Source organism: Paracoccus sp. MC1854 (assembly GCF_014164635.1).
In the GTDB taxonomy this organism is placed as follows: domain Bacteria; phylum Pseudomonadota; class Alphaproteobacteria; order Rhodobacterales; family Rhodobacteraceae; genus Paracoccus.
Genome location: NZ_JACJFU010000006.1, coordinates 15,235 through 40,417 on the forward strand (window position 1 = coordinate 15,235; position 25,183 = coordinate 40,417).

The window sequence follows — 25,183 nt, forward strand, 5'->3', positions numbered from 1 at the left end:
CCTCCTTTCGGGCATCAAGCGCCGGGGCGGGGCGCGGGTTCCGGCGCAAGCTCGGCGGCGATACGGGCGACGATGGGGCGCGCTTCGGCCTCGGTCATGCCGGGGCGCAGGCGGCGGTCGTAGAGCATCTTCAGCAGGCGCTCGTCATGGGCGGTCAGATAAGCGAATTCCTCGTCGTCGTTGAAGATCGAGGGGCGGGCGTCCGGGCTGTCGTTGGCAAGGCCCATGCCCTGTGCCAGTTCCTCGTGGATGCAGCTGAGGCGCAGGCGCTCGGGCAGTTCGGCCCGGATCACGGCGACAGCGTTGGAATAGGCCGCGCCCGCGCCGGGGGAATAGGCGAAGACGGTGCAGTAATTCTGCGGCGACAGCCCCTCGATCGCGCGGATGTCGGAAGGCGGGATGCCGGGGACCAGCGCGGCGAGGCGGGGGGCGATGGCGCGGCGCTCGTCCTCGTTCACGAACAGGACGACGAAGTTGCCGCCCGATCCGGTCAGGCCGACCGGGTGGCCGGTGATCCGCTGCAGGCGCGCGGCGAAGTCCGCCACTAGGGCGCGGTCGCGGGTCCGGGCGGCGGGCAGGACCGAATCGCCGAAAACGACAGAGATGCGGACGGGTCGTTCCCAGCGGCGCAGGGGAGCAGGGCGGGATTGCGGGACCAGCCGGCCGTCCTGCATCACATATTCGTCGCGCAGCGCGATCTGGATGAAATCCTCGGCAAGACGCGCCGCATCGGGGGGCGTGCCCGCGTCGGCGCGCAGCAGGCCCCGGGACAGCAGGCTGTCCTGCACGCCGGAAAGATACTGGGCCATTGTCGCGCTGGCCGGGGTGGCGGCGCGGGCCGCTGCCATCCGGGCTGCCTCGGCGCGTTCGCGGCGCAACTGTTCCTGCGAGATCTCGGGCCGGGGCGACGGGGCAGGGATCACGGCAGGGCGCTGGGCAGGCGTCGGCGGTGGGACGGGGTCGGGCCGGGGGGCGCAGGCGGTCAGCGCCAGCAGCGCCAGCATGGCGAAACGCCGCCCCCCGAAAGGGACGGCGCGATGGGTGCTGAAAAGATCGGTCACAAGAGGGTCCGGTCTGGCTGGGGCATCGGCGCTCACGCCCGGGGCGTGATCGTCGCGGCGCCCTTGGTGGCGAGAGCCTGCGGGCGCGCGCGCGAGGCGGAAAGGGTCTGACGCAGTTCGGATTCCATCTTCTGCAAGTCCATTTCCGCGGCGGCGCGACGGGCCTTGCCCTCGTCGGCGATGCGCAAGGAGTCCTCGATGGTGGCGATCAGTTCGGCATTGGCAGTGCGGACCGATTCGATGTCGAAGACACCGCGTTCCATTTCGGTGCGGATGCGGACATTGGCATCGCGCAGGTTCTTCGCGTTCGATGTCAGCAGGTCGTTGGTCAGATCGGTGGCCTGCTTGACCGAGGCCGCGGCCTGCGACGACCGCTGGATCGTCACCGCCTGCGCCAACTGGGTTTCCCACAACGGCACGGTGTTCACCAGCGTCGAGCTGATCTTCGTCACCAGCGACTTGTCGTTTTCCTGCACCAGCCGGATCGAGGGCAGCGACTGCATCGTGACCTGCCGCGTCAGCTTGAGGTCATGGACCCGCCGTTCCAGGTCGTCGCGGGTGGCGCGCAGGTCGCGCAGTTCCTGCGCCTCAAGGATGGCGCCGTCGTTGGGGGCGGCCTGAACCTCGCGTTCCTTGGCGGGGATCACGTCCCGGTCGAGTTCGCGCAGCTTTTCCTCGCCCGCCGCGATATACAGCGCGAGTTCATCGTAGAAATCGAGTGTGCGTTCATAGAGCACGTCCAGCGACTTGATGTCCTTGAGCAGCGTGTGCTGGTGGCTTTCCAGATCGGTGGTGATCTTGTCGATCTGGCCCTGCACCTCTTCGTAATTGGCCACGAACTTGGCAAAGGGCGCGGCGCGGCCCAGCAGCCTTTCCCACCACGACCGCTTGCGCCGCACGTCAAGCTCGCTGACCGAGAAGCCGCGGATGGTGGACACGATGTCGCGCAGAGAATCGCCCGCCGGGCCGATGTCCTTGTTCTTGACATCCGCCAGCATCGACTGGCTGATTTCCTGCAACCCCGCCTGCGCGCGCGATCCGAAATGCACGATCGAGGTCGTGTCCTTCAGGTCGATCTCGTCCATGCGCTGGCGGATGGCGTGGGCCACGGGCGTGTCGGCGCGTTCCAGCGGCACGACCTCTCCGGCAGGTTCGGGCAGCACGACCGAGGTCACGGCCTGCAATTCGGGCAGCGCGGCCTGGGCGCGGGCCTGGGTTTCGGTGCTCATCTTGCGGTTCCTTCGGTCGGCGGTTGATCGACGGCGGCCCAATCGGGGGGCTTGCGCCAGATTAGGCCGGATCGGCGCGCGTTCAACAAGGCAGCATCGGTAAAGTTCCGACAATGCAATGTGAAGACGGATCGGCGCGGGCGCGCGGAAGGCTGCCACGCGCGCGTTGCGCGGCGCACGGCCCGCGTGTATTCAGCCGAAGTTCAAGCGATGGGAAGGAAGATCGATGCGAAGGGTCGTCGTCACCGGGCTGGGGATGGTCACGCCGCTGGCGTGCGGGTTCGAGGAAACCTGGTCGCGGCTGCTGGCAGGGCAGTCGGGGGCGGGGGCGATCACGCGCTTCGACGCCTCGGACGTGGTGACGAAATATGCCTGCGAGATCCCCTTCGGGGATGGCCGCGACGGCAGCTTCAACCCCGATGACTGGATGGACCCCAAGGACCGGCGCAAGGTCGATGACTTCATCCTTTACGGGATGGCCGCCGCCCAGCAGGCGGTGAAGGATTCCGGCTGGGAGCCCGCGACCGAGGACGAGCGCGAGCGCACCGGCGTGATGATCGGCTCGGGCATCGGCGGGCTTTCGACCATCGCCGAGACGGCGGTTCTCATCAAGGAACGCGGGCCGAAGCGGGTATCGCCCTTCTTCATCCCCGGCTCGCTCATCAACCTTGTCAGCGGGCAGGTGTCGATCCGCTTCGGCTTCAAGGGGCCGAACCATGCGGTGGTGACGGCCTGTTCCACCGGGGCGCACGCCATCGGCGACGCGGCGCGGCTGATCGCGGTGGGCGACGCCGACGTGATGGTGGCGGGCGGGGCCGAATCGCCCATATCTGAAATCGGCATCGCGGGGTTCAACGCCTGCAAGGCGCTGTCGACCAAGCGCGACAACGATCCGAAGGCGGCCAGCCGCCCGTGGGACAACGACCGCGACGGCTTCGTCATGGGCGAGGGCGCGGGCGTCGTCGTGCTGGAGGAATATGAACACGCCAAGGCGCGCGGCGCTAAGGTCTATGCCGAGGTGCTGGGCTACGGCCTGTCGGGCGACGCTTATCACATCACCGCGCCCAGCGAGGACGGCGACGGCGGCTTCCGGTCCATGGCGGCGGCGCTGAAGCGGGCGGGGTTAAAGGCGTCCTCCATCGACTACATCAACGCGCATGGGACCTCGACCATGGCCGACGTGATCGAGCTTGGGGCGGTGGAACGCCTGCTGGGCGATCACGCGAAGAACGTCACCATGTCCTCGACCAAGTCGTCTATCGGGCACCTGCTGGGGGCTGCGGGCGCGGTCGAGGCGATCTTCTGCATCCTCTCGATCCGCGACCAGATCGCGCCGCCGACGCTGAACCTGGACAATCCGGCGCGCGAGACCCCCATCGACCTGGCCGCCAACGCCGCCGTGAGGCGCAGGGTCGACGTGGCGCTGTCCAACAGCTTCGGCTTCGGCGGCACCAATGCGACGCTGGTCGTGGGCAGGGTCCGCGACTGATGTGGCGCTCCATCGCCTCCAACTTCCTGACGCTGCTGGTCGTCATCCTGATCGGGGTGGCGGTCGCGGTCGCATGGGGGCGGAACCAGTATGTTGCGCCGGGGCCGAGTGCCGCCGCGCAATGCGTGGAAATCCCGCAGGGCGCGCGGCTGAACGAGGTCAGCAAGCAGCTTGAAGCGCAGGGCGTCATCACCTCTCCCTATATCCTGCGAACCGGGGCGGATTACGCGGGCAAGGCCGGGCAGTTGAAGTTCGGCAGTTACCTCGTCCCGCCGCATGCCAGCATGGCCGAGGTGGTGGACACGATCACGGCGGGCGGGCCGTCCACCTGCGGGACCGAGGTGATCTTCCGCGTCGGCGTGCGCGACAACGCGCTGGTTCTGCGCGACCTGAATCCGGAAAACGGCCGCTACGAGGACCGCGTCCGCCACGACCCCTTGGCGGGCGAGCCGCCCGAGGCCATCGTGCAGGCGGTGGACCGTCCGGGCGCGCGGCTGCGGGTGGCCGTGGCCGAGGGCACGACCGCCTGGCAGGTGGTCGAGGGCATCCGGCAGGCGCCGTTCCTGGAAGGCCCGGTTGGGCCGCTGCCGCCCGAGGGGACGCTGGCGCCCGACACCTACGAGGTCACGCGGGGCGGCAGCCGGCGCGAACTGATCGACCGGATGCGGGTGGCGCAGGATGCGGCCCTGACCGCCGCATGGGAAAGCCGGCCCTTCGGCCTGCCCTATGGCTCGCCCGAGGAGGCGCTGACCATGGCCTCGATCGTGGAAAAGGAAACCGGCATCGCCGCCGAGCGGCCGACGGTGGCGGCGGTCTTCGTCAACCGCCTGCGCGAAGGGATGCGGCTGCAGACCGACCCGACGGTGATCTACGGCGTGACGAACGGGCGCGAAGTTCTGGACCGGGGATTGCGGCGGTCGGAACTGGACCGGCGGACGCCCTACAACACCTATCAGGTGGACGGCCTGCCGCCGACGCCCATCGCCAACCCCGGCCGCGCCGCGATCGAGGCCGCGCTGAACCCGGCCGACAGCGACTACCTGTTCTTCGTGGCCGACGGCACCGGCGGCCATGCCTTTGCCCGGACGCTGGAGGAGCACAACGCCAACGTCGCCCGCTGGCGCGAGATCGAGCGCGCGCGGGGAGAGGCGGAGACTCTGGTTCAAACGGAGTGAAGTGGGGCTTGGAGTGGTCGGCGCAGCGGCGGCTAGCTCTCGTGCCTTCGGGTGTGCTGTCAGTGACACCATCCTCCGGCAAGTTCTGCGCGATTCGCTGCTTCAACCTGACGCGGCAAGTTTCCTGACCTGCGGATGGTTGGATGCATGAAGCGCTAGCTGGGTGCGATTTTCCGCATGGAAGATCTTCATCAGTTGCCGGACGTACAGCTTGACGGTGGCTTCGGTGAGGTTGAGCTGTCGGGCAATGACCTTGTTGGGATGCCCTTTGCTCAGGGAAGTGAGGACCTCGACATGGCGCTGTCGCAGCGGAGCGGTCGAAGCGGTTTCCTCGGGTGCCTGCTTTTCGCTTCGTGCGGCTTGCGGTTCGGGCACGGTGGCCCATGGCTGTGCAGGAGAGCGCACCAGCCGCGGGAACCCGGCATGGGAAACGCGGGTCGCCGTCGGCGCAGCAGCTACGGGGCGCGGCGACGCTTCGGTCGCGTGGGGCACATAGGTCCCACCGGCCAGGATGAACTGGATGGCCGCGATCGCCACATGGGTCGGCATCGTCGTGGGAAGGAAGCCGCGCAATCCCGCCTGCATGGCAGCAGCGATTTCCTCGGGCCCGGACAGATCCGAAAGGACGATCACGGGAAGATGGGCGAAAATTTCGTGCAAGCCGGAGATCGTGCCGGCCACCTCTTCATCCTTCAACGAACGGCCGCCGACACAGTAGAGGCAGGCAAGGCATTCGCAGTTCGAAAGATCCTGGAAATCGGCAAGCCGCAGCGCGACGTGCAGTTCGGCGTCCGAACGAGAGGCGAGCGGCATGAGAAGAGTGGCATATCCTGCGGCACGAAGTTCGTTCGTGTCAAGAATGAAGATTGCGCAAGGATTCATCCTTTTTGCCTCCTTTCTTGAGGTCCGGTAACCAGACGGAGAGTTGCCCCTACGTTGGTGCAACCCTGTCCCACAAATTAAACAGGCAAATCCTGATTGTCCTGCCTCATCTCCGCAGCAGAAAGCAAGCTACTGAAAGTTAATGCTTTTATTTATGAGGATAGGGAGATCTCTGCAAATGCAAGCATCACGTAGCAGTTATTTCAAGATTTCACACAACTATTCAGATAATTATGTGGGCCGATGCAACTTTTGCACGAGAAAACGAAGCGGCCGACGAATCACTGTGTGTAAAGCGAGTCATTCTCGCCGAGCAAGGTGAGATAATCATAATCGTGGATGGCCCGGTAGGCGCAGTAAAAGGCCGCCAGGGCGCCCAGAAGCGAGCTGATGAAGAAGGCATAGGCGGATATGCCGACGAAAGCATAGAACAGAAGGCTCATCGCAAGGTTGAGTACCAGGAAGCCCGCCTGGATCAGCATGAAATGGCGGGCGCGGTTGGCAACCAGCAGCATCGCGCAGCACAGGAACATGACGCCATGCAGGCATACGCCGATAAGAGCGATCCGCAGCATGAGGAACTGGTTGAAGCTGAAGTCGAGGAACCGGGCCATCAGCGGCGCCATGAGAATAAGGCCGGCAGTGATCGCCCCCTGAACGAAGGCGATGGTGAACATCCCGCTCCAGACGGTGCGCTCGAGATCGTCGATGCGCGCGCGTATCACGCCATGGGTCGCGCGGGCCGCAAGTGCGGCCTTGAAGCGTTCGGTGGCCGCAACCAGGTCTCCGTGATGGAAGACCAGAAGCGCGGCGTAACTGGGGATCACCGACAGGTGGGCAAGAAACATGACGCTGTCGTAAAGGCTGTAATGAAGCAGCCCGGCCTCTGAACGGACGCTGTGCGGGCCGAACCAGAAGGTCCATTTGTCGATCCAGACGCCGCAGATGGCAAACAGGACGCCGGCGCACAGCACGGCATTGTCGCGCAGATCTGCAAGCAGGCCGTGTGCCGTCGGCAGGAACGCGTCGTAGCGGCTGGGGAAATGCAGCTGGACATGCCGCAGGCACAGGGTCACGCAGAACAGCACCCCCGCGATGAAGCACCAGATGAGCATCTCGGTCGTCGGCGTGATGCTGGCAGCCACCAGCGTGCAGAGCACCGAGAAGACCATCCCCCCCGTGAGGGCCGCGATCAGGAAACCATAGGCGCTGACCGCTGAAAGGATGGCGAAGCTGGTCCAGAGCAGCGCGGCGGCGGCCGTCAGCGAGACCAGTCCCGTCGCGACCCCGATGGGCCGGACGCCCAGAAGCAGGCAGGCCAGGACCGCGATGATCTGGGCGACAAGCGCGGAACAGGCGCCCGCGGCAATGAACAGTTCCGGCACGCGGGCATGGTTGCCGGCCTGGACCTCGACCACCACGCGCCGCGCCGCGATCGCGCCGATCGGACCGGTCGCAAGGGGGGCGATGCAGAAGGCGTAGACCACGGTCAGGCGGAAATCCTCGACCGCGGCAAGGCCCATCGCGGGCGTCATGGTGACCGAGATGATGGCCAGCGCGAAGACCGAGACGAGCCATGGCCCGGCTGCGACGATGATGGCCGCGGCAAAACGCTGGCCAGGCTTCAGCAGGGGGTCCGACAGCCACCACCGGAATTCACCGTGCCATCTGCGGACCACGGCGCGACGGGGCAGGTCCCGACCCATCAGGCCACCAGATCGTGATACAGTCGCGCATAGCGTGCGGCCGAGATTTCCGACGTGAAATAGAGTTCGACGCGGCGGCGGAGGTTTTCGCCACAGGCAAGGCGCAGGGCCTCGTTCGTCATCAGTTCCACGATCCCGGCGCCGATGGCATCCGCGTCCATGGCGGGGGCAACCCTGCCGCCCGGACCGAGGTTGGGGTGCTCGTCCGCGGCGCCTTCGATGATCTCGCGGCAGGAGCCCACGTCCGTCGTGACGCAAGGGATGCCCGCCGCGCCCGCTTCGAGAAGCACCAGAGGCTGCGCCTCGCTGATGCTGGTCAGGACAAGGACGTCGATGCGGGGAAGGTAATCGATGATGTTGACCTTGCCCGTGAATGTCACCGTGTCCTCCAGCCCCAGTTCGGCAACCCGCCGCCGGCACAGGGCATGGTAGTCCTCGTCTTCGTCGGTCGGGCCGATCACCAGGATCTGGACGTCGGGAATGGCGCGGCGGACGATGGCGGCAGAGGCGACATAGGCCTCGATGTCCTTGATCGGCACGACGCGGCCGATAAGGGCCACCGTGGGGCGGCGGCCCGAGCGCTGGGGGACGATCGCGGCGAACTTCTTCAGCTCGATGCCGTTCGGGATGACGGAAAGCTTGTCTTCACGGGCGCCCAGCGCGCGCTGGAAGGACTGGTTGGCCCCGTAAAGCGTGGTGATCCGATGGGCGCCGTCATAGGCGATCCGGGCAAAGGATTCGAAGGCGTCGATCCAGAAGCGCCGGACGTCCGTCCGCCCGTCCCGGCCCGACAGGCCGCTGTCGATGGTATCGGTGATCCAGTCGGCCATGACGAGGTCGATGCGGCGTTCGTTGGTATAGATGCCATGTTCGGTGATCGCGGCGGTGCGGCCCGTTGTCCGCGCGGCTCGCACGGCGAACAACCCGGCATAACCCGTCGAGATGGCGTGGTAGGTGCGCGCGGGCGGTATTCTGGCGGTGGAAACGGCAAGAAGGCTGCCTGCGAGATTTCGCCAGGCCCAGAAGAAGTCGCTGAAGGCGGAATGCGGCGCGATGCGTTCGTAGCAGGTGACGATCGCGTGCCAGGCGACACGCGATGCGGTCAGATCGCTGTAAAGGGGCGGCTGCGGCGCACCGAACCGGGGAAAGGGACGGCTGCAGACGGGTTCCGCGACAAGCGAGAGCAGGCCGTCGAATGCCGCGAGATCGCCCTCTCTGAGCACGCGGAACATGAGACCGGCCAGGCGCTCAGGATCGATGTCGGGCTGGCGCAGGCCCGGTTTGCGCACCCGCGGCGCAAGGGCCAGCACCTGGAAATCCAGCAGGTTCGCGGGCATCTCGTACCTGATCTCGCGCGGGCGTTCATCGGCCACGATGGCCACTACCGAAAAGCTGGTGCCCGGCTGGTTCCTGATCAGCCAGTCGATCCAGGATGAGACGCCGCCCGATATGAAGGGATAGCAGCCCTCGACGACAATGCAGACGTCGGCCATCGGTGATGACGCGGTCATCCCAGCCCTCCGCAGGCATGTCGCTTGAGGCGCGGCAAGGGCCGCAGGGCGGGCCAGGGCGCCGGGGCCTCGGGTCCCTGCGCCGCAGGCAGGGCAAGGCTGCGGGAGGAAACCGCGAGCCGCGCCGAGACATCCTTGAGGGCGCGCACGGTTTCCGGGTCGACGAAGCCGGATTCCGCGACGGTCAGGCACTCGGCGGCAAGTCCGGGGCCGCATGGCGGATCGGCGGACCGGCCTGACCCGAGCAATTCCTTGGCGCGCGTCTCGTAGGTGCGGCGCAGCTTCGCATAGACCGCGGCCGCCTGGACCCGGATCGCAGGGGTCGCGGATGCAAGCGCGGCCGACAGGGCAGGACGCATGTCGGGATGATAGGCGCGGGACATCGCCGCGATGGCCTCCTGCTGCTGGGGGAAGCTGCCCGCCGTAAAGGTCTTCAGCAAGCTGCACAGCGGCGATCGGGGAAGCGGGTGCCGCCGGCCCTGCACGATCCTGTCGAAGATGTCGTCGGCGCTGACCGGGCCTGCCGTCCGAGAGGCGGTCGCCGGGGCCGGTCCGGCCTCTTTTCTGCGCGAAGCCGGCGCGGCGGGCGCGGCGATCATGAGGGCCGGCCCGCCCAGGGGACCGAAGAGGATGAGAAGGATGACCCGGACGAGGATGGGTTGCGAGAAGCGGCGCCTCGCCAGCATGGCAAGCGCCCCGAGGCCGATCGCGAGGCCGGTGTGAAGGGCGATCACTTCCAGCATGGCATGGCGCCCCTGAAGCCATCCTTGCAGCAGCACGATGTCCATCAGGCAGGCGATGCCGGCAAACAGGCCGAGGCCGAACTGCGGCCGCGCGGCTGGAACAGGGACGGACAGGGCATCAGGCATGCAACCGGCCTGCCGTGGCTGGGGCGGTGGCACGAGGCGAGGGGACCGGGACGTGCGACGCTTCGACAGCACGCGCCAGATGGACGAGCGTAGAGTTCAGCGCGGAAAGTTCATCCGGGGAATCGACGAAACCCACGATCGCACCGACCGGTTCGCTCGCACCGGCCATGATGATCGGAACGGCGAGAGCGTGCCGATCATCAGGCGTCAGGACCTGCGCCGGAAGGGAGGGATCTGCCCCTCTGATCGCAGCGGCCAACTCTCTGGCCGCGACGGGCACAGACGCCTCCAACCCCGGGACGGTGGCTGCTGTCAGGACGATGTCCCCCGCGGCGGAACGCTCGAGCAGAGCAATGTCCGCATCGCTGCAGGCGCGGGCCGCGGCGATGAAGGCGTCATTGCGGTCCGCGGCAGGGTCGGACAGGTGCAGGAGCGCATCAAGAGCCGGGCCCGGAGAGGCCGGGGCCGCGCCGTCGGGCCGTGTCGCCGCGGCAAGCTCTGCCCGGGCAAGTGCGGCATCGAGCCTGTAGATTTCCTTAGCCAGCGCGTCGTTCATCTCGATCAGGCGCGCATTGCCACGCCGCACGCGCTGGTCGCGGCGGATCTGCCCCTGGCGATACAGGCCGATGATGACCGCCACGATCAGCCATTGCGTGGGCGTCGCCGCCATGTCCGCGTAATAGGCGGTGATGTCCACGCCGACCGACCGGGGGGGCCAGCCCATCATGAGGGTCGCAAGGCCCACGGTGGCTACGCCCACGAACAGGCCGTGCTGGACGGCGGCAAGCAGCACGACGATCCAGAACGGATGATAGGTCAGGGTCGAGAAGTAGTCCTCTCCGAAGAACAGGGGTTCTGCGGCCCTGATGATCAGCAGCAGGACGGCGCTGCCGAGAAAGCCCCGCAGGAAGGCGGCGCTTTCGGTCTGGGAGGTGCCGGGTTCGAAGCCGGCGTCGCGGGCCGGCGCTTCTGATGGAGAGGTCATTGTGACTGCGCGCTCCGCACGGGAAGGGGAAGATTCCGGACATCGAGCCGCGCCGATTTCTTCGTCCCCTCCATCATCGGTGAAACGGTGACGAGATCGCCGGGCCGCACAAGCGTGGCAGGAGAGGCCGCGATGGTCCGGGTGCTTTCCGGGCCGTCCTGCCGTTCGATCGTGACCTCGAGCCGGGCGCCGCCGTCGCGAAGGACATCAAGCTCGGCCTCGAGCGTCTGGTATTCGCTTTCCAGCGCGTCGGATCGCGCGGTGAGGTTGCGAAGCTCGGACGCCAGCGCGTTCTGGCGCTGGGCATCCGCAAGGGCCGCGCCGTTCACGGCAAGATGGCGTTCGGTCTGCAGCCGCAGAAGCGCTTCCTGCTTTTCCAGCAGGACCTGCTCGGCCTGCATGGCCTTGATCGTGGTGCTGTCCAGGTGGGCCTCGGTGATCGTGCGGCTCTTGAGGAACTCCGCCTGCTGCTGGCGGCGATGATCGAAATAGTCGAAATGGGTCTGCGCGATCTCGAACTGGCGCTCCGCCGCTTCGATACGGGCGTCGAGGTCCCGGAGATGCTCGGCGGTGTGCACCTGGCGCATGAGCTGGGTGATCGTCTCGGCCGCAAGCGCGGCGCGTTCGCTGTCCACGCGATCCGCGCCCAGCAGGACCGTCGTCGCGGTCAGCGCGTTTTCGGGGAAAAGCTCCTTGCCGGCCATGGCGGCTTCAAGGCGCATCCGTTCCAGTTCCAGACCAGCGCGGGCCCTTTCCAGCTCGCGGCGGCGCGAGTCGAGCGCGACCATGCGGACGGTGCTTGCGGGATCATGTGCCTGGGTCGCTCCGGCCTGGGCAAGCACGCGTTCCACGGTCAGGCCGGGGCTGTGGGCATGCGCTCCGGGCGAACGCACCGCCCCCCGGACCAGGATCGGAGGGCGGGCGGCATGGGCTGCGCTGACCGTGCTGGCCGTGCGGAACAGCTCGAAGACCCGCTTTGCCACGATTGCCTCGATGCAGGGAAGCGAGCGCCCGAGAACATCGACGCGGCCGATGGCGGGCAGCGAGATCGCGCCGGTGCCGGTGACGTCGTAGCTGCCCGAAAGGTCCAGCCGCTCGAAGACGATGTCGGTTGTCAATGCCTCAGCACCTTGCGTTCCCGCGACTCCGGCGAGGACCGAGGCCTCGAAGATGCGCAGTTGCAGCCTGTCCCCGATCACGGCGGCGTCGATGTCGGGGCTCGTGGCAGCGCATTGCGCCGACACGACCGGCTCTGCCGCGGCAAGGCGCACAGGCTCGATCCTAGCTGCAGGAGCCTGGGGTTCATCCGCCGCAGGCTGAAGAACGGGGGGCAGGGCATCCTGCGCCGGGCCCGTCAGGACCGCCATTGCCGGACCGAGGCGGGCATTGGACTTGTGGTAGATTTCCACGATCCGCGTGACCACTGCAGCGCCGCCCCCGTCCGTGACGATGGGCCAGACCCAGAGGCCGGCAAGACCCGCCCCGACAACTGCCGCGCTGAGAAGAAATTCCCGAAATCCGCCCCGCATTAAAAATCTCCCGTGTAATCTTCCTGCAGCGATCGGCGCGCCAAATCCCTTTGATGCCATCCAAAGTTACGGTAAGTGCTGAATCCTCTCAACGGATTATACTGCGTGCAGGAGAGAAAATCGGGAGAGCGGATTTCACCAAATGGCGTATGGCGGATTCAGGATGTATTTGCGGGCAGGCGGGACGCAGAGGCGGGCATTCTTCTTGATTTATGACGCTATTTTCGCAGCTTGTGGAAAGCTCCTCGCAGCGATCCGCCTTGGGTTCGTCGCGATGCTATCCTTATGGATTACCTCCTTTGATACATGGGCCTGCGATTCCATTCCCAGAACAACGCTTGCACTCTATGACGGTGCGCGCGAGCGGACGCCGCGTGATACCCGGATTCACAGGTTCGCCGAGATCGTCCTGAATCACCTCGGGCAGCGGGTTGTCTATCATGACGTCTCGACGGGCCTCGCACCCGAGATAGAGGCCGGCTCTGTCAGGATGGTGCTGTCCTGGTTCGACGAGACTCCCGCAGGGACAGGCGCTGTATGGGAGTGGTTCAAGGCAGGAAACGATTTCTGTGGCGAGGCGCCGAAGATCGTCGCATTCGGCGAGATCGGGCTTGATGAGGGCACAAGGCCGGAAACGGCCATTCTTGTCAGGAAAGCCATGGGAATCGAGGAGGACGGATCAACCCAAGCGATAGGCGCCGCTGCAACGGTCGTCGAAATGAACGGGATGCTGGGTTTCGAGGTGGATTTCCTGCTCAAGCCCGGGGATTACGCGGGCATTCATGTGAGCCCCGAAGGTCAATCGCTGCTGAGAATAGCGAATGAGGGCGTGGAAGTCGACCTGGGGTCCCTTGGCCCGGCCGGAGGCTATCTGCATGGAAGCGCCGTGGTCGACGGGGACGGGCGGGGCGGGACCTTCTGGATCGTCGATCCCTTCGCCTTCTTCGATCATGTGCTCGGGACAGCGCCGTGGCCGATACCCGACCCGACGACGCTTGGGGGAAAAAGGATCTTCTTTTCGACGATCACCGAGGAAGGCTGGCTTGACGTGATGCCCGCAAGGGACTTCGGCGAGCCCGAGCAGCTTGCCTCGGAGGTTCTTGTCGAGAAGCTGATCGAGCCCTTCGCGGATCTGCCGATCACCGTGGCGGCGCTGACCGGCGACCTCGAGGAAAGCCTGGGCGGAAAGGCGGCCCTGCGGGGGCGGCAGGCGGCGGTGCGTGCCTTGTCCCGTCCCAATGTGGAAAGCGGAACCCAAGGGTACAGCTACGTCACGGACTGGGATTTCTTCGTGAGCTACGACCAGAGCCGCGAGGCGGAGATCCTGCAGCAGGCGGAGGACCCGGACCAGCAGAACGCCCTGGTGGTCTCGGCTGTGCAGACGCTTGGTGATGCCTTCGCCAATCCCGGTGCCTCGACCTTCTCGAAGGCACCGAACGCGCCGCGGAAATACGCCTCCGAGCCGTTCAACCTGGACACGGAAGTCGGGAGCGCCCTGGAGGAGGTCCAGGATCTCGCCGGAAGGGAAGGCCCCGCGGGCGCTTTCGTATGGAGCGGGGACGCGCGCCCCTTCGAGGCCGCGCTCGTGGCCGTGGAGGACGCCGGGGTCGAGAGCATCGGTGGCGGCGGCGGAACCTATTACGCGGGAAACCTGTCCCTTACCGGCCTCTGGCCCTTTTCCGCCCCGGTCGGAGAGCACCTGCAGGTCTATGATGCGCTGAGCGGCGATGCGGCATATACCGGCTTCTGGACCACGCCGATCCACGGTTTCCATGCTTTCGGCGAAACCCTGCAGCGGACGGAAAACCCGCGCCGGCTGAAGCCCTTCGAACTGGCCTTTGCCGCGCGCTCGGCGATGTTCTTCGAAACGCGCCGCGCGGTCGAGCGGTATTTCGAGGACGCGAGGATGGGTGACGTCATCCCGGTGCACGCCGCCCGCTATGCAAGAATGGTCCGGGGGTTCCAGTCGATGCGGGTTCTTCCGGAAGGACAGGACGCATGGCGGATACTGGACCGGGGAAGCCTTCAGACCGTCCGCTTCGACCGGGTGCCCGAGCGGGTGCTGGACCTAGATCGAAGCAGCGGGGTGATGGGGGCGCGGCGCAAGGGCGACAGTCTTTACGTGGCCCTGGACCCGAACACGGAAGCGCCGCTGGTCGTCCTGGCCGGGGGCGGCGATCCGACCGGCATCGCCCGCGGGACAGCGGCGCCGGGTCTTCAGTCCAGCCGGGTCGTGATCGACCTCTGGCAGCGCGAGGGCTGCGCCCTGCATGTCCAGGTGTCGGGGATCATCGGGGGCGAACTCGACCTGGTGGGCGAGCCCGGAGGTGCCTACCGGGTGACAGTGACCGGCGACACACCGGGCCCGGAGGAAACGGTCATCCCCGACGCCGAAGGCAGGATGTCCGTTTATGTGCCGGTCGGCGCTTCGGGGCAGGGGCGGGCCTCCATTCTGGCGGCTTGCGCGGAAAGGGCGTGAGATGCGGAACTATGCAGCGGTATTCCTGACATTGTGCGGCTTCGCGATTGCTGCGCTTGTCATGCTGAGGCCGGACCCCGGCGTCCGGTTCGAGGCCGAACTGTCGCGGCTTGAACCGGAAGATGCCCTGTTCCGGCTGCGGGAGGCAGAAGGGAAGTTCGCCTTTCATGACAACCTGGAATTGCTTTACGGTCGGTTGTCGCTGGCAGACGGGGATCTTCCGTCCGCGCGGCGGTCGTTCCTGCGCGTCCTGTCGGGTGCGCGGCCGTCCGAGGAGGTGCTCGAGGCGCTCGCCGGGATCGAGATCGTGGCCGGGGATCTCGGCCTTGCCGCCGCCTATCTTCAGCAGGCCTATGACCTGTTCCCCACCCCCGAGCGGCGCGAGCGGCTTGGGTTGTGGTACAGGTCCCTGCGGATGGCGGATGCGGAACGCGGGGTTCTTCAGTCGGTCGAGCCCTCCAGACTGACGGCCTGGGAGGCGCGGCGCCTGAGCAAGCTGCTGATGGCCGGGGACCGCGGCGTCTATGAGCAGCTTCTTGTCGAGCTGGCCGGAAAGAGCGGCGAGGAAGGGCTGACATTCAAGAAGCGCCTGCTGGAGCATCTGGCCGAGACGGGGCAGATGGCTGCGGCGGTGCAGCATGCGTCGGCATGGCTGGAATCCGACCCGGATGCGGGCGCAGTGCTGGAAGTCTCGGTCAGGTCCCTCATCGGCAGGGGCGCGCTGGATCCGGCGATCATCGTCGCCCGCAACGGCTTTGCCGCGGCACCGCAGGACAGTCACCTGGTCCTGCCGGTCTTCGCGAAAAGCGGGCATGGGGGCGTTGCCCGCATCCTGCAATCAGAGTGGCTGGCGGGCCGGACGGTTCTGAGTTCCCCCGAGTGGGACACCCTGCTGTTCATGGCCGAGACGAGCGGGGACCTGCGCGCCCTGAGGTCGGTTCTGGCATCGCACCAGGCGGCGCTGGCCGAGCCGGCGGTGATCGGCCGCGCCCTGACGCAATTCCTGCGCTATCGCGGGGCCGGGGCCCTGGTCCCCTATCGGCGCCTTCTGTCGCCCGAGGTCCAGGAGGCCGCGCCGCTTGTCGCGGCAGCCTGGACCGGCTGGACCGGGGATCGCCGGGCCTCCTATGATTTTCTGCTGAAGGCGGCGCAGGCGCCGCTTTCGGAATGGGACCAGTCCATCTGGATGTTCATCTCGGACGGGCTGCGCGGCAGCCTGTTTCACCGCGCCCTGCTGGCGGGCGGGGCCTCGAACGCGGACCTGCAGCGCCGACTGCGCGACAGCGTCATTCCAGCGCGGCCAGAGCTTGTGACGAAAGGGTGATCGGCGGGGTGAGCTGGCTGTAGGCGCTGTCCAGGGCGACATAGGGGAAAATGCCGGTCCGGGCAGCTTCCTCCGCCACCGTCTTGCGAAGCTGCTCGGGTTCGACACCGGGGAACTGCGTCGCGATGTCGAGGGCCAGCACGGCGGCGCCCTTGGCCTGAAAGTCCTCCTTCAGCGCCTCCAGCGTATGGGGATGGGTATCGGAGGCGGAGAGGTTCTCGACCATGATCGCGTCGATCGCGTCCAGGTAGCCGGCGAAGGCCGCCTTGCTTTCCGGCGCCGCGCTGGCGCCCGCGGCATCGCGTCCGATGAAGACGCCGTTGTTGACGATGACCAGGGCGTCGCAGTCCCACTGGCGGGCGCGTGCCGCCAGGGCTTCGACCAGATGCATCATCCCCATGGCGAAGCCTTGCGCGTCGGAGGGCCTTGCAGGCTGTTCGCCGTCCGGCCAGCGCAGCGTCTCGTCCATGGCGTGGCTGTAGTAATGCAGCACGTCATCGAGAAAGAGACCGTCGGCCCCCGTTCCCATCAGCCGGTCGACCCTTGCCAGAAGGATGTCCTTCCACTCCTGCGTCCAGTAGGCCGCGAGATGGTCGCCATGGGCGGTGTGCGGGCCGTGCCAGGGGGGAAGCGGCTGCGGGTCGCCACCCTCGGCCGGAACCGCAAGGTCGATCCAGTAGTCCCGGTAGGTCTCGATCTCGCTGACGTTCAGGTATCCTAGGACGGGGCGTTCCCCGTCCCGGCGGATCGTGGCGATTTCCTCGGGGGTGAAGGGCAGTTCACGGCCGGTGTCGCTGTAGGGCGCCCCGATCTTCGTGATCTCGATGATGAGAAGCCCGTGGGGCTGCGCCGCCAGCTTTTCGGCCGAATAGGTGTCGCCCCAATATTGCACGCCGAAACCCTGCCGAAGCGCAGAGGTGAGAGAAACGGCGCGGGAACGCGGCGAGGCCATGGTGCAATCCTGAACCGGCGGTTCTGTCGACAGGGAGGCGCCTTGCGCCCAGATGGCATGGGGCAGGGCGACAAGACCCAGAAGGCCGGAAAGGATGGTGGAGCGGAGGGCGGAGATGATGTGCAATTGCGATACTGTGACAAGGACGCGCCAATCCCCGGCGCAGGGCAGAGAAGCAAGCTAGCTTGGATGAAAACGGCTTCTCAAGAACTATTTATGTTCAATGCCGCAATCTCGGGCCGAATCTTCCGGCCGACCTTTCGAGATGGCGCTGCGGCGCATGGGCGGCGACCGGGTTCTCGCCTTCGGCAGCCGCCAGCCCTTTCTGGAAGGCCCAGTGATCCGCGCACATCGCCCTGAGGTCGTGGGTCGCGTGCCAGCCAAGCAGACGGTGGGCGAGCGTGGGGTCCGCGAGCGAGGCGGCCGCGTCGCCGGGGCGACGTGCTACGATCTCGCGGGGAATGCGATGGCCGCAGGCGTCCGAGAAGGCGTCGAGGATCTGCAGGACGCTGTAGCCCGTGCCGGTCCCGAGATTGATCCGCAGATGCCGTTCCTTCGAGTTTCCGAAGAGATGGTTGATCGCCGCGACATGCCCGCGGGCCAGATCGAGGACGTGGATGTAGTCTCTTGTCCCCGTGCCGTCGATCGTGTCGTAGTCGGACCCGAAGACCTGCACCGCCTTGCGAAGACCCGCCGCCGTCTGCGCCACATAGGGGAAAAGGTTGTTGGGCGTGCCGCGCGGGTTTTCTCCGATCAGTCCGCTGGGATGGGCGCCGACGGGATTGAAGTAGCGCAGCGAGATCGCCTGGAAATCGGGCTCGGCGACGGTCAGGTCGTCAATGATCTCCTCGATCATCAGTTTGGTGCGGCCGTAAGGGTTGGTGACGCCCGTCGGCGCGGTTTCGGGGATCGGCAGCGTCTTGGGAAAGCCGTAGACGGTTGCGGAAGACGAGAAGACGAGCTTCTGCACACCGGCCGCACACCTCGCCTGCAGCAACGAGACTGCGCCGAGCAGGTTGTCATGGAAATAAAGAAGGGGATCGGCCACGGATTCGCCCACGGCCTTCTTGCCGGCCAGGTGGATCACCGCATCGACGCGATGCAGACGCAGAACCTCCACGACCAGGTCCGGGTCGCGGACATCGCCCTCGACCAGTTCGACCTCGCCCCTAACGATCCGTGAGATGCGCTCGACGGTGCCCCGGTCCGAGTTCTCGAAATTGTCCAGAATGACGACGCGGTGCCCTGCCTCAAGCAGTTCAACCACGACATGAGAGCCGATATATCCGGCGCCGCCAGTCGCAAGAATGCATTTCTTCATGATGATGTCCGCTTCTATTCGACCGTTACGGCTTTCGCGAGATTGCGGGGCTGATCTACGTCCGTGCCCTTGGCGAGCGCGGTGTGATAGGCGATGAACTGCACCGCGACCGCATAGACGAAGGGCGCGATCAGGGGATCGACGCTGGGCATCGTCACCACGCGCCAGGCCTCTCCCTGCAGGTCGGCGCAGGCGGCCTCGTCGCCCAGGACCGCCACGCGCCCCTTGCGGGCGATCACCTCGCGCAGATTCGACGACAGCTTCTCGAACAGCCCGTCATGCGGCGCGAGCGCGATGATGGGGGTCGTCTCGTCGACCAGCGCGATGGGGCCATGCTTGATCTCTCCGGCCGCATAGCCCTCGACATGCATGTAGGTGATTTCCTTGAGCTTCAGGGCCCCTTCCAGCGCCAGCGGATACATCAGCCCCCGCCCCAGGAAGAGCGCATCGCTCGCCTGCGACAATTCGGCTGCCAGGGCCTCGAACTCGGGTTCCAGGGCGATGCATTCCCCCATGATGCGCGGCACGGTCGAAAGCGTCTCGACATGGGCGCGCTCGGCCTCGGCATCCATGGTGCCGCGCTTGCGGGCGATCATCGCGACCAAGGCGACAAGGCAGAAAGCCATGGCGGTAAAGGCCTTGGTCGAGGCGACGCCGATCTCGGGCCCGGCATGGATCGGCAGCACGATGTCCGCCTCGCGCGCGATGGTCGAGGTGGTGACGTTGACAAGCCCGAGCGTGGTCTGGCCCGCGGCCTTGGCATAGCGCAGCGCCGCGAGCGTGTCCGCGGTCTCGCCGGACTGGCTGACGACCATGGTGATGCCCCCCTTGGAAAGCGGCGGCTCGCGATAGCGGAACTCGGAGGCGATCTCGATCTCGACGGGGATGCGGGCGATCTTCTCCATCCAGACCTTGCCGAGATGGGCCGCGTAATAGGCGGTGCCGCAGGCGACGATGGTCAGGCGCGGGACCACGGCCCAGTCGATCGCCTCGGCCGCGCATTCCACCCGGTCCCGGCCGGGGGAAATCCAGGTGCCCAGTGCCCGGGCGATGACCGAGGGCTGCTCGTGGATCTCCTTGGCCATGAAATGGCGATGCTGGCCCTTGTCGGCGATGATGGTGTCAAGGGCGACGACATGGACCTTGCGCTCGACCGGCATCCCGGCGGCATCATGGATGCGGACCGCGCCGCGGGTGACGATGGCCCAGTCGCCTTCCTCGAGATAGGCGATGCGGTTGGTCATGGGGGCAAGCGCGATGGCGTCCGATCCGACGAAGCTCTCGCCCTCGCCGAAGCCGATCACCAGCGGAGAGCCGCGGCGGGCGCAGACCAGAAGATCGTCCTTGCCCTCGAACAGGAAGCACAGCGCGTAGGCGCCCCGCAGGCGCGACACGGTGGCCGCGGCGGCATCTTCGTAGCCCAGGCCCCGCGCGATCATTGAGGCGCAGAGCACGGCGATGACCTCTGTATCCGTCTGGGATTCAAAGCCGTAGCCTTGGGCGGCAAGCTCGGCCTTCAGTTCAACGTAGTTCTCGATGATGCCGTTATGGACGACGGCGACCGGGCCCGAGCGATGGGGATGGGCATTGGCCTCGCTGGGCCGGCCGTGGGTCGCCCAGCGGGTATGACCGATGCCGGTGCTGCCCCCCAGCGGGCTTTCCTCCAGCAGGCGGGCGAGGGCGCTCAGCTTCCCCTCGGCCCGGCGCCGGTTCAGAAGGCCCGCCTCGACCGAGGCGATGCCGGCGGAATCATAGCCGCGATATTCAAGGCGGCTCAGCGAATCCATCAGGATCGGGGCTGCGGGCCGATTGGCCAGGACCCCTACAATTCCACACATCTCAAAGGTCTCCTCGGGAAATCGGCATCAGGATCGGCAGCCGGTCGGCGGCGGTGCTTTCGGCGCCGGGCATGGCATCGCGGCGCATGACGTCGCTGACCTCGTCGACGGCCCGGTGGATCATGTCCTCGCCCTCGGCCATGACGCGGACCAGCGGCTCGGTGTCCGAGGGCCGCACGACAAGACGACCGCTTCTGCCCGGACGGGTAGTCATCTGCCGGATGACGCGGAGGGTCGCGGGCCTTTCCATGGGCGCCCGGCCCCGCTTGACGGACACGTTGCGCTTCGCCTGCGGCAGGGGCTCGAAGCGGTTCAGGATCTCGGAGGCGGATCGCTCGGCCTTGCGGATGGCTGACAGCGCGGTGGCGGCCGGCTGTCTCGTCAGGGTGCAACATGATCCCGGGCGGGATGGGCCAAATATTCGCGCGTCCCTGATGCCGTCGGTTCCAGAAAATCTGTCGGGCATATGGGTTTTCCTTTCAATCCTGCGACTGCACTGCGGTCAGGCAATCGCGAAGGGGCTTACCGAAATGTCGGAGACTGAGAGTTCGCTGAAATCGAGACCGGCAAGCAAAAGGCGGTCAGAGCTTCCGACCGCCAGCGCAAGCCCTTCTGCGACGGCCTGGAAGGCGGCATGGGCGACCGAGGCGGTTGCGAAGCCAAGGCCCTGCAGGTCGAGCCTGTCGAGGCCGCTCTGGAAGTCGAGGATGACATCCGAGGCGGACCCGGCGGTGAAGACGAAGCGGTCCGCGCCGGCGCCGCCATGAAGCACGTCGTTGCCGGCGCCTCCGTTCAGGATGTCGGCCGCGCTGCCGCCCAGAAGGACATCCTTGCCCGCCGCGCCGATCAGCCGGCTTCCCGCGGCAAGGAAATCGATCGAGGCGCTATGCTGGCCGACAGCGTCGAAGCCGAGCGAGACGGCGCCCGCGGAGGGCAGGCTCGCACCATCCGCGCCTTTGATATGGATGGGCCTTGCCCCCTGCGACGCCAGTTCGACCAGGACATTGCCCCGACCGATGAAGGTGAAGTCCAGATCGGTCCCGTTGCCGGAAACCGAGATCAGGTCGCCCCGCATCGGCAGGGCCGCGACATGGGTGACATCCGCCGCCTGCGGTCCCAGGGTGATCTGGAAGGTGCCGCCCTGCTTCGGCAGGAAGACGGAATCATCGTCCCAGGCATACCAGTTCGCGACCGAGGCGATCTTGCCCTCTTTCCCGACATCCAGCGCGAAGTTGCCCGCGTCGGTAGATTCGACCTTGACCGTCAGGACATCGCCCGCGCGGCTCGTCGTCAGGCGGCTATGCGCGAAGCTGTCGATCCGGTCAGCGAGATCCTGGCCGGTGACGAACTCGGCGCCCCCCGCGGCGGCGCGGGCCAGCAGCGACTCGAACATCTGCAGGGAATAGACCTGCGCGGGATCGCCGATGTTCCAGTTCGTGGGTCCGTAATCGTGCCAGGGGAAGGCCAGGATCGGGGTCGTGGCCCCGCCGACCAGCTTGTCGTATTCGGCCAGCCAGGCCGCCTCGGCCTGCTGCGGCGTCATGCCGTACCAGCCGATCAGCGAGAAATCGAAGGACATGTTGGGGGCGATGTAGACATGCTCGGTCTCGCCCGGCGTCAGGTAGCCGAAGGCCCCGGGATAGCCCGCGCCGATCCCCGAATAGCCGCCGCTGAGATAATCGAAGAACTTGATCATCTCGCGGGTGGCGCCGATCCGTTCCGGCGCTCCCGGCACGGCGGCCCCGGTGATTTCAATGCCGAGTTTCTGCTCGATGATCAGCTTCGAGGTTTCGAACTGGAAACGGTAGGATGAGAACAGCAGATCCTGTTCCGCCTGGGTCAGCGTCCATGGATCGACGGCATTCGCATTCCGCGGATCGACACGGTTGATCAGCGCGAGGATCTGCGCCGTATCCGCAAGCAGGGCATTGGTGTCATGCGGGTGGGTGTAGGAATGCGATCCGATCTCGCTTTCGAGCGCAAGGATCGCCTGGTAATAGGGCTTCGAGATGGCCCAGTCGGTGGTCTGGTCGGGCGGGTTCGCGCCCACGTTGATGTAATACGAGCCGACGAAGCCGTAACGGTCGTACCAGTTCTGGATGATCGGAAGCATCTGGTCGTAGATGCCCGGGTCCTGGGCGCTGACGTCCCAGACCTCCTGCGATTGGTCCATGTCGTTGCGCGAGTAAAAGAGCGACGAGCCCCGCGTCATCAGCAACGAGACGTCGGGCGCGTTCTTCTGCACGATCCAGTCGATGGCCTCGCCCAGGATGTTGTTGTTCCCGAGGATCGCATCCGTGGCGAAATGGACGTTGCGTCCGCCCGTCTGGGTCGCAATCACCGCATCGCGCGCGACGGTGCTGCCGCCGGTGCCGACGACCTGGTCGAAGAGAACCTGCCCGGTCCCGGTCGTGTCCTTGAAATACAGGTAAGAGACATTGCCGTAATTCCCGACGACCTCGCCGCTGCCATAGCCGTCGAGGATGGGATTTCCGGCATCGGTCGCCTGCAGGCGGATGCCGTTCGTCTCGCCATAGCCTTCCAGCGTGACGCCCAGAAGCGCGCTCATCCGGGAATAGGCGTTCCCCGCGATCGCCCCGCCGGTCTGGTCGTTGGTCAGGAAGTTCCCGGCCGCAATCAGCCCGACCCCGTACTGCTGCACCGCCGTCGTCAGCGAGGCGGTGATGGCCGCGACCTGGCCTGACTGCGCATGCGAGAAGCCGGGGAAGATGATGGCGTCGTAACCCGCGAGGTTCGCGGGGTCGAGAAGGTCGGCCTCGTTCAGCAGGTCGAAGGGGATGCCGGCCTGCATCGCCTGGTTCTGGGCGGCCATGAACAGCTGCCCGTAAGCCGTCACGTCATAGAAATTGGCGGCCGTGGTGGCGGAATAGACGATCGCGACACGCGCCTCGGGCGCGTTGACGGGATCGGGCGGCGGCGGGGGCGTGCCCACGACCAGGTTCGCGCCGAAATAGTTGCCGGGCAGGAAGACGCTGTCGTTCACGTCCGCAAGGACACGGATCGCCGAAGGGCTTCCGGTCAGGATCGACTGCGGCAGGGCAACCTCGAAGCGCGAGCGGTCCGCGCTGAAGGCCCCTTCAAGCTCGGCGACGAAGGTGCCCCCCGCGGCGCCGTTGTAAAGCCGCGCCTTGCCGTCCGCGCTGATGTTGATGTTGTATTCCGCCCCGCCGGTCTGGCCCCAGATCTGATAGCCCGTGCTGCTGTCGCGGTCGCTGTCGATCCAGATGGTGGTGTTCTGGCCGATCGCCGTCCCGTTCGAGGCGATGGCAAGAACGAAATGCCCTGCCCCCTGCGCGTCCTGGACGACGTCGCCGCGAAGCTGGTAGCCCCCGCCCTCGTGAAGCAGGCTGTCGGGCGCCCAGTCGGAAAGGTTGCCGTCAAGCGTGATCGCGCCGATCTGGACGGGCGGGGTGCCGACGACAAAGTTGGCAGTCGCATAGGCGTTGGGGATGAAGACGTTGTCGTTGACGTCTGCAAAGACCCGTACGGACGAGGCGTTGCCCAGCAGCGCCTGGTCGATGGCGAGTTCCAGAACCGTGCCGTTGCTGCTCAGGACATGGTCGATGTTGGCGACAAAGGTTCCTCCGGCGGCGCCGCTGTAAAGGCGTGCGACGCCGTCCGATCCGATGTTGACGTTGTATTCCGCACCGACCGCCCAGCCCCAGACCTGATAGCCCGTGCTGCCGGAAAGATCCGTGTCGAGCCAGATCGTCGTGTTGGCGCCGATGCTGGTGCCGCCCGTCGCAATGGCGAAGGTATAGGCGCCCTGCTGAAGATCGCCGTAGAAGGCATGGCCCGGCGCACCTGTGGCTGCGGTGTCAAGCCGGGTGCCCGCAAGCCAGTCCGTGAGCAGCCCGTCAAGGGTCTTGCCACCCACGGAAACAGGGACCGGCTCGCCCACGAAGATGTCGGCATTGGCATAGTCGTTGGGCAGGAACACGTTGTCGTTGACGTCGGCAAAGACGCGGATGCGGGAAGGATCGCCCGCAAGAAGATCGCGCGGCGCCGCGAGTTCGAGAACCGTCCTGTCGGAACTCAGCCGATAGATCAGGTCGGCGATATGGGTCTCTCCCGCGTTGCCGGTATAAAGCCGCGCAACCCCATCCGCCCCGATGTTGATGTTGTATTCCGCGCCTCCGGCCCAGCCCCAGATCTGGTGGCCCGTCGTCCGGTCGAGGTCGGCGTCGATCCAGATGGTCGTCCCCGCGCCGATCGCCGTGCCGTCCGAGGTGATCGCAAAGACATAGGTGCCCGCGACCAGGTCGCCGTAGAAGGCATAGCCCGCGGCGCCCTTGCCGGGCGCATCCAGGCGGGTGCCCGCATCCATGTCGAGCATGGGTCCGCCGATGACGAGATCGACATTCGCATAGCTGTTGGGAAGGAAGGCCGTGTCGTTCACGTCGGCAAAGACCCGGACCCGCTCGGAAGCGCCGCCGAGAAGGCTGCGGTCTACACGCATCTCGAGTATCCGGCCGTCGCCGCTGCGCGCGGTCTCGATCCCGGCAACCAGCGTCTGGCTGGGACCGCCGGTGTAAAGTCTCGCGCTGCCGTCGGCGGCCACCTCGATGTGATACTCGGCGCCCCCGGCCCAGCCCCAGATCTGGTGCCCCGTCGAGCGGTCGAGATCGGCATCAAGCCACAGGGTAGTGCTTTCGCCGATCGGAACCGAGTCAGCGCCGATCCCGAAATAAAAGAAGGCTGAATCCGCAAAGCCCCAGAGGCCAAAGCCTGCGGCCCCGGTCGCAGGCGCATCAAGGCGGAATGCGCGCGACCATTCGTTGAGCGAACCGTCGACTGCAGGCATAGGATTTT

General features: G+C 66.3%; 17 protein-coding genes. 4 read left to right on the forward strand and 13 right to left on the reverse strand.

Features of this window, described 5'->3' with window-relative positions; translation table 11 throughout:
- Positions 1-14: 14 nt before the first annotated feature.
- The gene (locus tag H5395_RS06765) at positions 15-1,004 is read right to left on the reverse strand and encodes a DUF2927 domain-containing protein (protein ID WP_182791981.1); all 990 of its coding nucleotides are present in this window, start codon (positions 1,002-1,004) and stop codon (positions 15-17) included.
- A gap of 89 nt (positions 1,005-1,093) precedes the next feature.
- Positions 1,094-2,290 carry a toxic anion resistance protein gene (locus H5395_RS06770; protein ID WP_182791815.1) on the reverse strand — a complete coding sequence of 399 codons (1,197 nt, stop codon included), beginning with the start codon at positions 2,288-2,290 and terminating at the stop codon, positions 1,094-1,096.
- A 226-nt stretch (positions 2,291-2,516) separates the two neighbouring features.
- Here H5395_RS06770 and fabF point away from each other — a divergent pair, with 226 nt between their 5' ends.
- On the forward strand, positions 2,517-3,779 hold the full coding sequence (gene fabF, locus H5395_RS06775) for a beta-ketoacyl-ACP synthase II (RefSeq protein ID WP_182791816.1): 1,263 nt from the start codon (positions 2,517-2,519) through the stop codon (positions 3,777-3,779).
- Entirely contained in the window at positions 3,779-4,954 is a 1,176-nt protein-coding gene (gene mltG, locus H5395_RS06780) for an endolytic transglycosylase MltG (protein WP_182791817.1), read from the forward strand. Before fabF ends, mltG begins: the two co-directional genes overlap by 1 nt.
- 102 nt (positions 4,955-5,056) lie before the next feature.
- Here mltG and H5395_RS06785 read toward each other — a convergent pair whose 3' ends face one another.
- The 6 genes from H5395_RS06785 to H5395_RS06810 all read right to left on the reverse strand — a co-directional run bounded on the left by H5395_RS06785 (position 5,057) and on the right by H5395_RS06810 (position 12,436).
- On the reverse strand, positions 5,057-5,836 hold the full coding sequence (locus H5395_RS06785) for a response regulator transcription factor (protein ID WP_182791818.1): 780 nt from the start codon (positions 5,834-5,836) through the stop codon (positions 5,057-5,059).
- Between the two features lie 281 nt (positions 5,837-6,117).
- Positions 6,118-7,542 (reverse strand): exopolysaccharide Pel transporter PelG, encoded by a 1,425-nt coding sequence (gene pelG, locus H5395_RS06790; RefSeq protein WP_182791819.1) that lies wholly within the window; start codon positions 7,540-7,542, stop codon positions 6,118-6,120.
- A complete protein-coding gene (gene pelF / locus H5395_RS06795; protein WP_182791820.1) occupies positions 7,542-9,053 on the reverse strand; it encodes a GT4 family glycosyltransferase PelF in 1,512 nt (503 codons plus the stop codon). The genes pelG and pelF overlap by 1 nt, the downstream gene beginning before the upstream one ends.
- Positions 9,050-9,922: a hypothetical protein gene (locus H5395_RS06800; RefSeq protein ID WP_182791821.1), complete on the reverse strand. Its 873-nt coding sequence runs from the start codon at positions 9,920-9,922 to the stop codon at positions 9,050-9,052. Before H5395_RS06800 ends, pelF begins: the two co-directional genes overlap by 4 nt.
- Complete coding sequence (locus H5395_RS06805; RefSeq protein WP_182791822.1) at positions 9,915-10,907, reverse strand: hypothetical protein; 993 nt, start codon at positions 10,905-10,907, stop codon at positions 9,915-9,917. The genes H5395_RS06800 and H5395_RS06805 overlap by 8 nt, the downstream gene beginning before the upstream one ends.
- Positions 10,904-12,436: a polysaccharide biosynthesis/export family protein gene (locus tag H5395_RS06810; RefSeq protein WP_182791823.1), complete on the reverse strand. Its 1,533-nt coding sequence runs from the start codon at positions 12,434-12,436 to the stop codon at positions 10,904-10,906. Before H5395_RS06810 ends, H5395_RS06805 begins: the two co-directional genes overlap by 4 nt.
- A 490-nt stretch (positions 12,437-12,926) precedes the next feature.
- Here H5395_RS06810 and H5395_RS06815 point away from each other — a divergent pair, with 490 nt between their 5' ends.
- Positions 12,927-14,915, forward strand: coding sequence for a hypothetical protein (locus tag H5395_RS06815; RefSeq protein ID WP_182791824.1), 1,989 nt, complete (start codon positions 12,927-12,929; stop codon positions 14,913-14,915).
- A 1-nt stretch (position 14,916) separates the two neighbouring features.
- Positions 14,917-16,239, forward strand: a complete 1,323-nt coding sequence (locus tag H5395_RS06820) for a hypothetical protein (RefSeq protein WP_182791825.1) — start codon at positions 14,917-14,919, stop codon at positions 16,237-16,239.
- Here the strand turns inward: H5395_RS06820 and H5395_RS06825 are convergent.
- From H5395_RS06825 to H5395_RS06845, 5 genes are all read right to left on the reverse strand, one after another.
- Positions 16,202-17,191: an endo alpha-1,4 polygalactosaminidase gene (locus tag H5395_RS06825; RefSeq protein WP_182791826.1), complete on the reverse strand. Its 990-nt coding sequence runs from the start codon at positions 17,189-17,191 to the stop codon at positions 16,202-16,204. The two genes, H5395_RS06820 and H5395_RS06825, sit on opposite strands and share 38 nt — an antisense overlap.
- A gap of 220 nt (positions 17,192-17,411) precedes the next feature.
- Positions 17,412-18,512 (reverse strand): UDP-glucose 4-epimerase GalE, encoded by a 1,101-nt coding sequence (gene galE / locus H5395_RS06830; protein ID WP_182791827.1) that lies wholly within the window; start codon positions 18,510-18,512, stop codon positions 17,412-17,414.
- 14 nt (positions 18,513-18,526) lie between these two features.
- Positions 18,527-20,350, reverse strand: coding sequence for a glutamine--fructose-6-phosphate transaminase (isomerizing) (gene glmS, locus H5395_RS06835; protein ID WP_182791828.1), 1,824 nt, complete (start codon positions 20,348-20,350; stop codon positions 18,527-18,529).
- Between the two features lies 1 nt (position 20,351).
- Entirely contained in the window at positions 20,352-20,816 is a 465-nt protein-coding gene (locus H5395_RS06840) for a hypothetical protein (RefSeq protein WP_182791829.1), read from the reverse strand.
- Between the two features lie 36 nt (positions 20,817-20,852).
- Entirely contained in the window at positions 20,853-25,175 is a 4,323-nt protein-coding gene (locus H5395_RS06845; RefSeq protein ID WP_182791830.1) for a hypothetical protein, read from the reverse strand.
- Between the last annotated feature and the right edge of the window lie 8 nt (positions 25,176-25,183).

Excerpts from the sequence above, each read along its gene's own strand:
- mltG (WP_182791817.1), top strand. The coding sequence starts at position 3,779 with ATGTGGCGCTCCATCGCCTCCAACTTCCTGACGCTGCTGGTCGTCATC.
- H5395_RS06845 (WP_182791830.1), bottom strand. The coding sequence starts at position 25,175 with ATGCCTGCAGTCGACGGTTCGCTCAACGAATGGTCGCGCGCATTCCGC.
- H5395_RS06825 (WP_182791826.1), bottom strand. The coding sequence starts at position 17,191 with ATGGCCTCGCCGCGTTCCCGCGCCGTTTCTCTCACCTCTGCGCTTCGG.
- fabF (WP_182791816.1), top strand. The coding sequence starts at position 2,517 with ATGCGAAGGGTCGTCGTCACCGGGCTGGGGATGGTCACGCCGCTGGCG.
- H5395_RS06815 (WP_182791824.1), top strand. The coding sequence starts at position 12,927 with ATGGTGCTGTCCTGGTTCGACGAGACTCCCGCAGGGACAGGCGCTGTA.
- pelF (WP_182791820.1), bottom strand. The coding sequence starts at position 9,053 with ATGACCGCGTCATCACCGATGGCCGACGTCTGCATTGTCGTCGAGGGC.
- H5395_RS06810 (WP_182791823.1), bottom strand. The coding sequence starts at position 12,436 with ATGCGGGGCGGATTTCGGGAATTTCTTCTCAGCGCGGCAGTTGTCGGG.
- H5395_RS06805 (WP_182791822.1), bottom strand. The coding sequence starts at position 10,907 with ATGACCTCTCCATCAGAAGCGCCGGCCCGCGACGCCGGCTTCGAACCC.
- H5395_RS06820 (WP_182791825.1), top strand. The coding sequence starts at position 14,917 with ATGCGGAACTATGCAGCGGTATTCCTGACATTGTGCGGCTTCGCGATT.
- H5395_RS06765 (WP_182791981.1), bottom strand. The coding sequence starts at position 1,004 with ATGCTGGCGCTGCTGGCGCTGACCGCCTGCGCCCCCCGGCCCGACCCC.
- H5395_RS06785 (WP_182791818.1), bottom strand. The coding sequence starts at position 5,836 with ATGAATCCTTGCGCAATCTTCATTCTTGACACGAACGAACTTCGTGCC.
- H5395_RS06840 (WP_182791829.1), bottom strand. The coding sequence starts at position 20,816 with ATGCCCGACAGATTTTCTGGAACCGACGGCATCAGGGACGCGCGAATA.
- glmS (WP_182791828.1), bottom strand. The coding sequence starts at position 20,350 with ATGTGTGGAATTGTAGGGGTCCTGGCCAATCGGCCCGCAGCCCCGATC.
- pelG (WP_182791819.1), bottom strand. The coding sequence starts at position 7,542 with ATGGGTCGGGACCTGCCCCGTCGCGCCGTGGTCCGCAGATGGCACGGT.
- H5395_RS06800 (WP_182791821.1), bottom strand. The coding sequence starts at position 9,922 with ATGCCTGATGCCCTGTCCGTCCCTGTTCCAGCCGCGCGGCCGCAGTTC.
- H5395_RS06770 (WP_182791815.1), bottom strand. The coding sequence starts at position 2,290 with ATGAGCACCGAAACCCAGGCCCGCGCCCAGGCCGCGCTGCCCGAATTG.
- galE (WP_182791827.1), bottom strand. The coding sequence starts at position 18,512 with ATGAAGAAATGCATTCTTGCGACTGGCGGCGCCGGATATATCGGCTCT.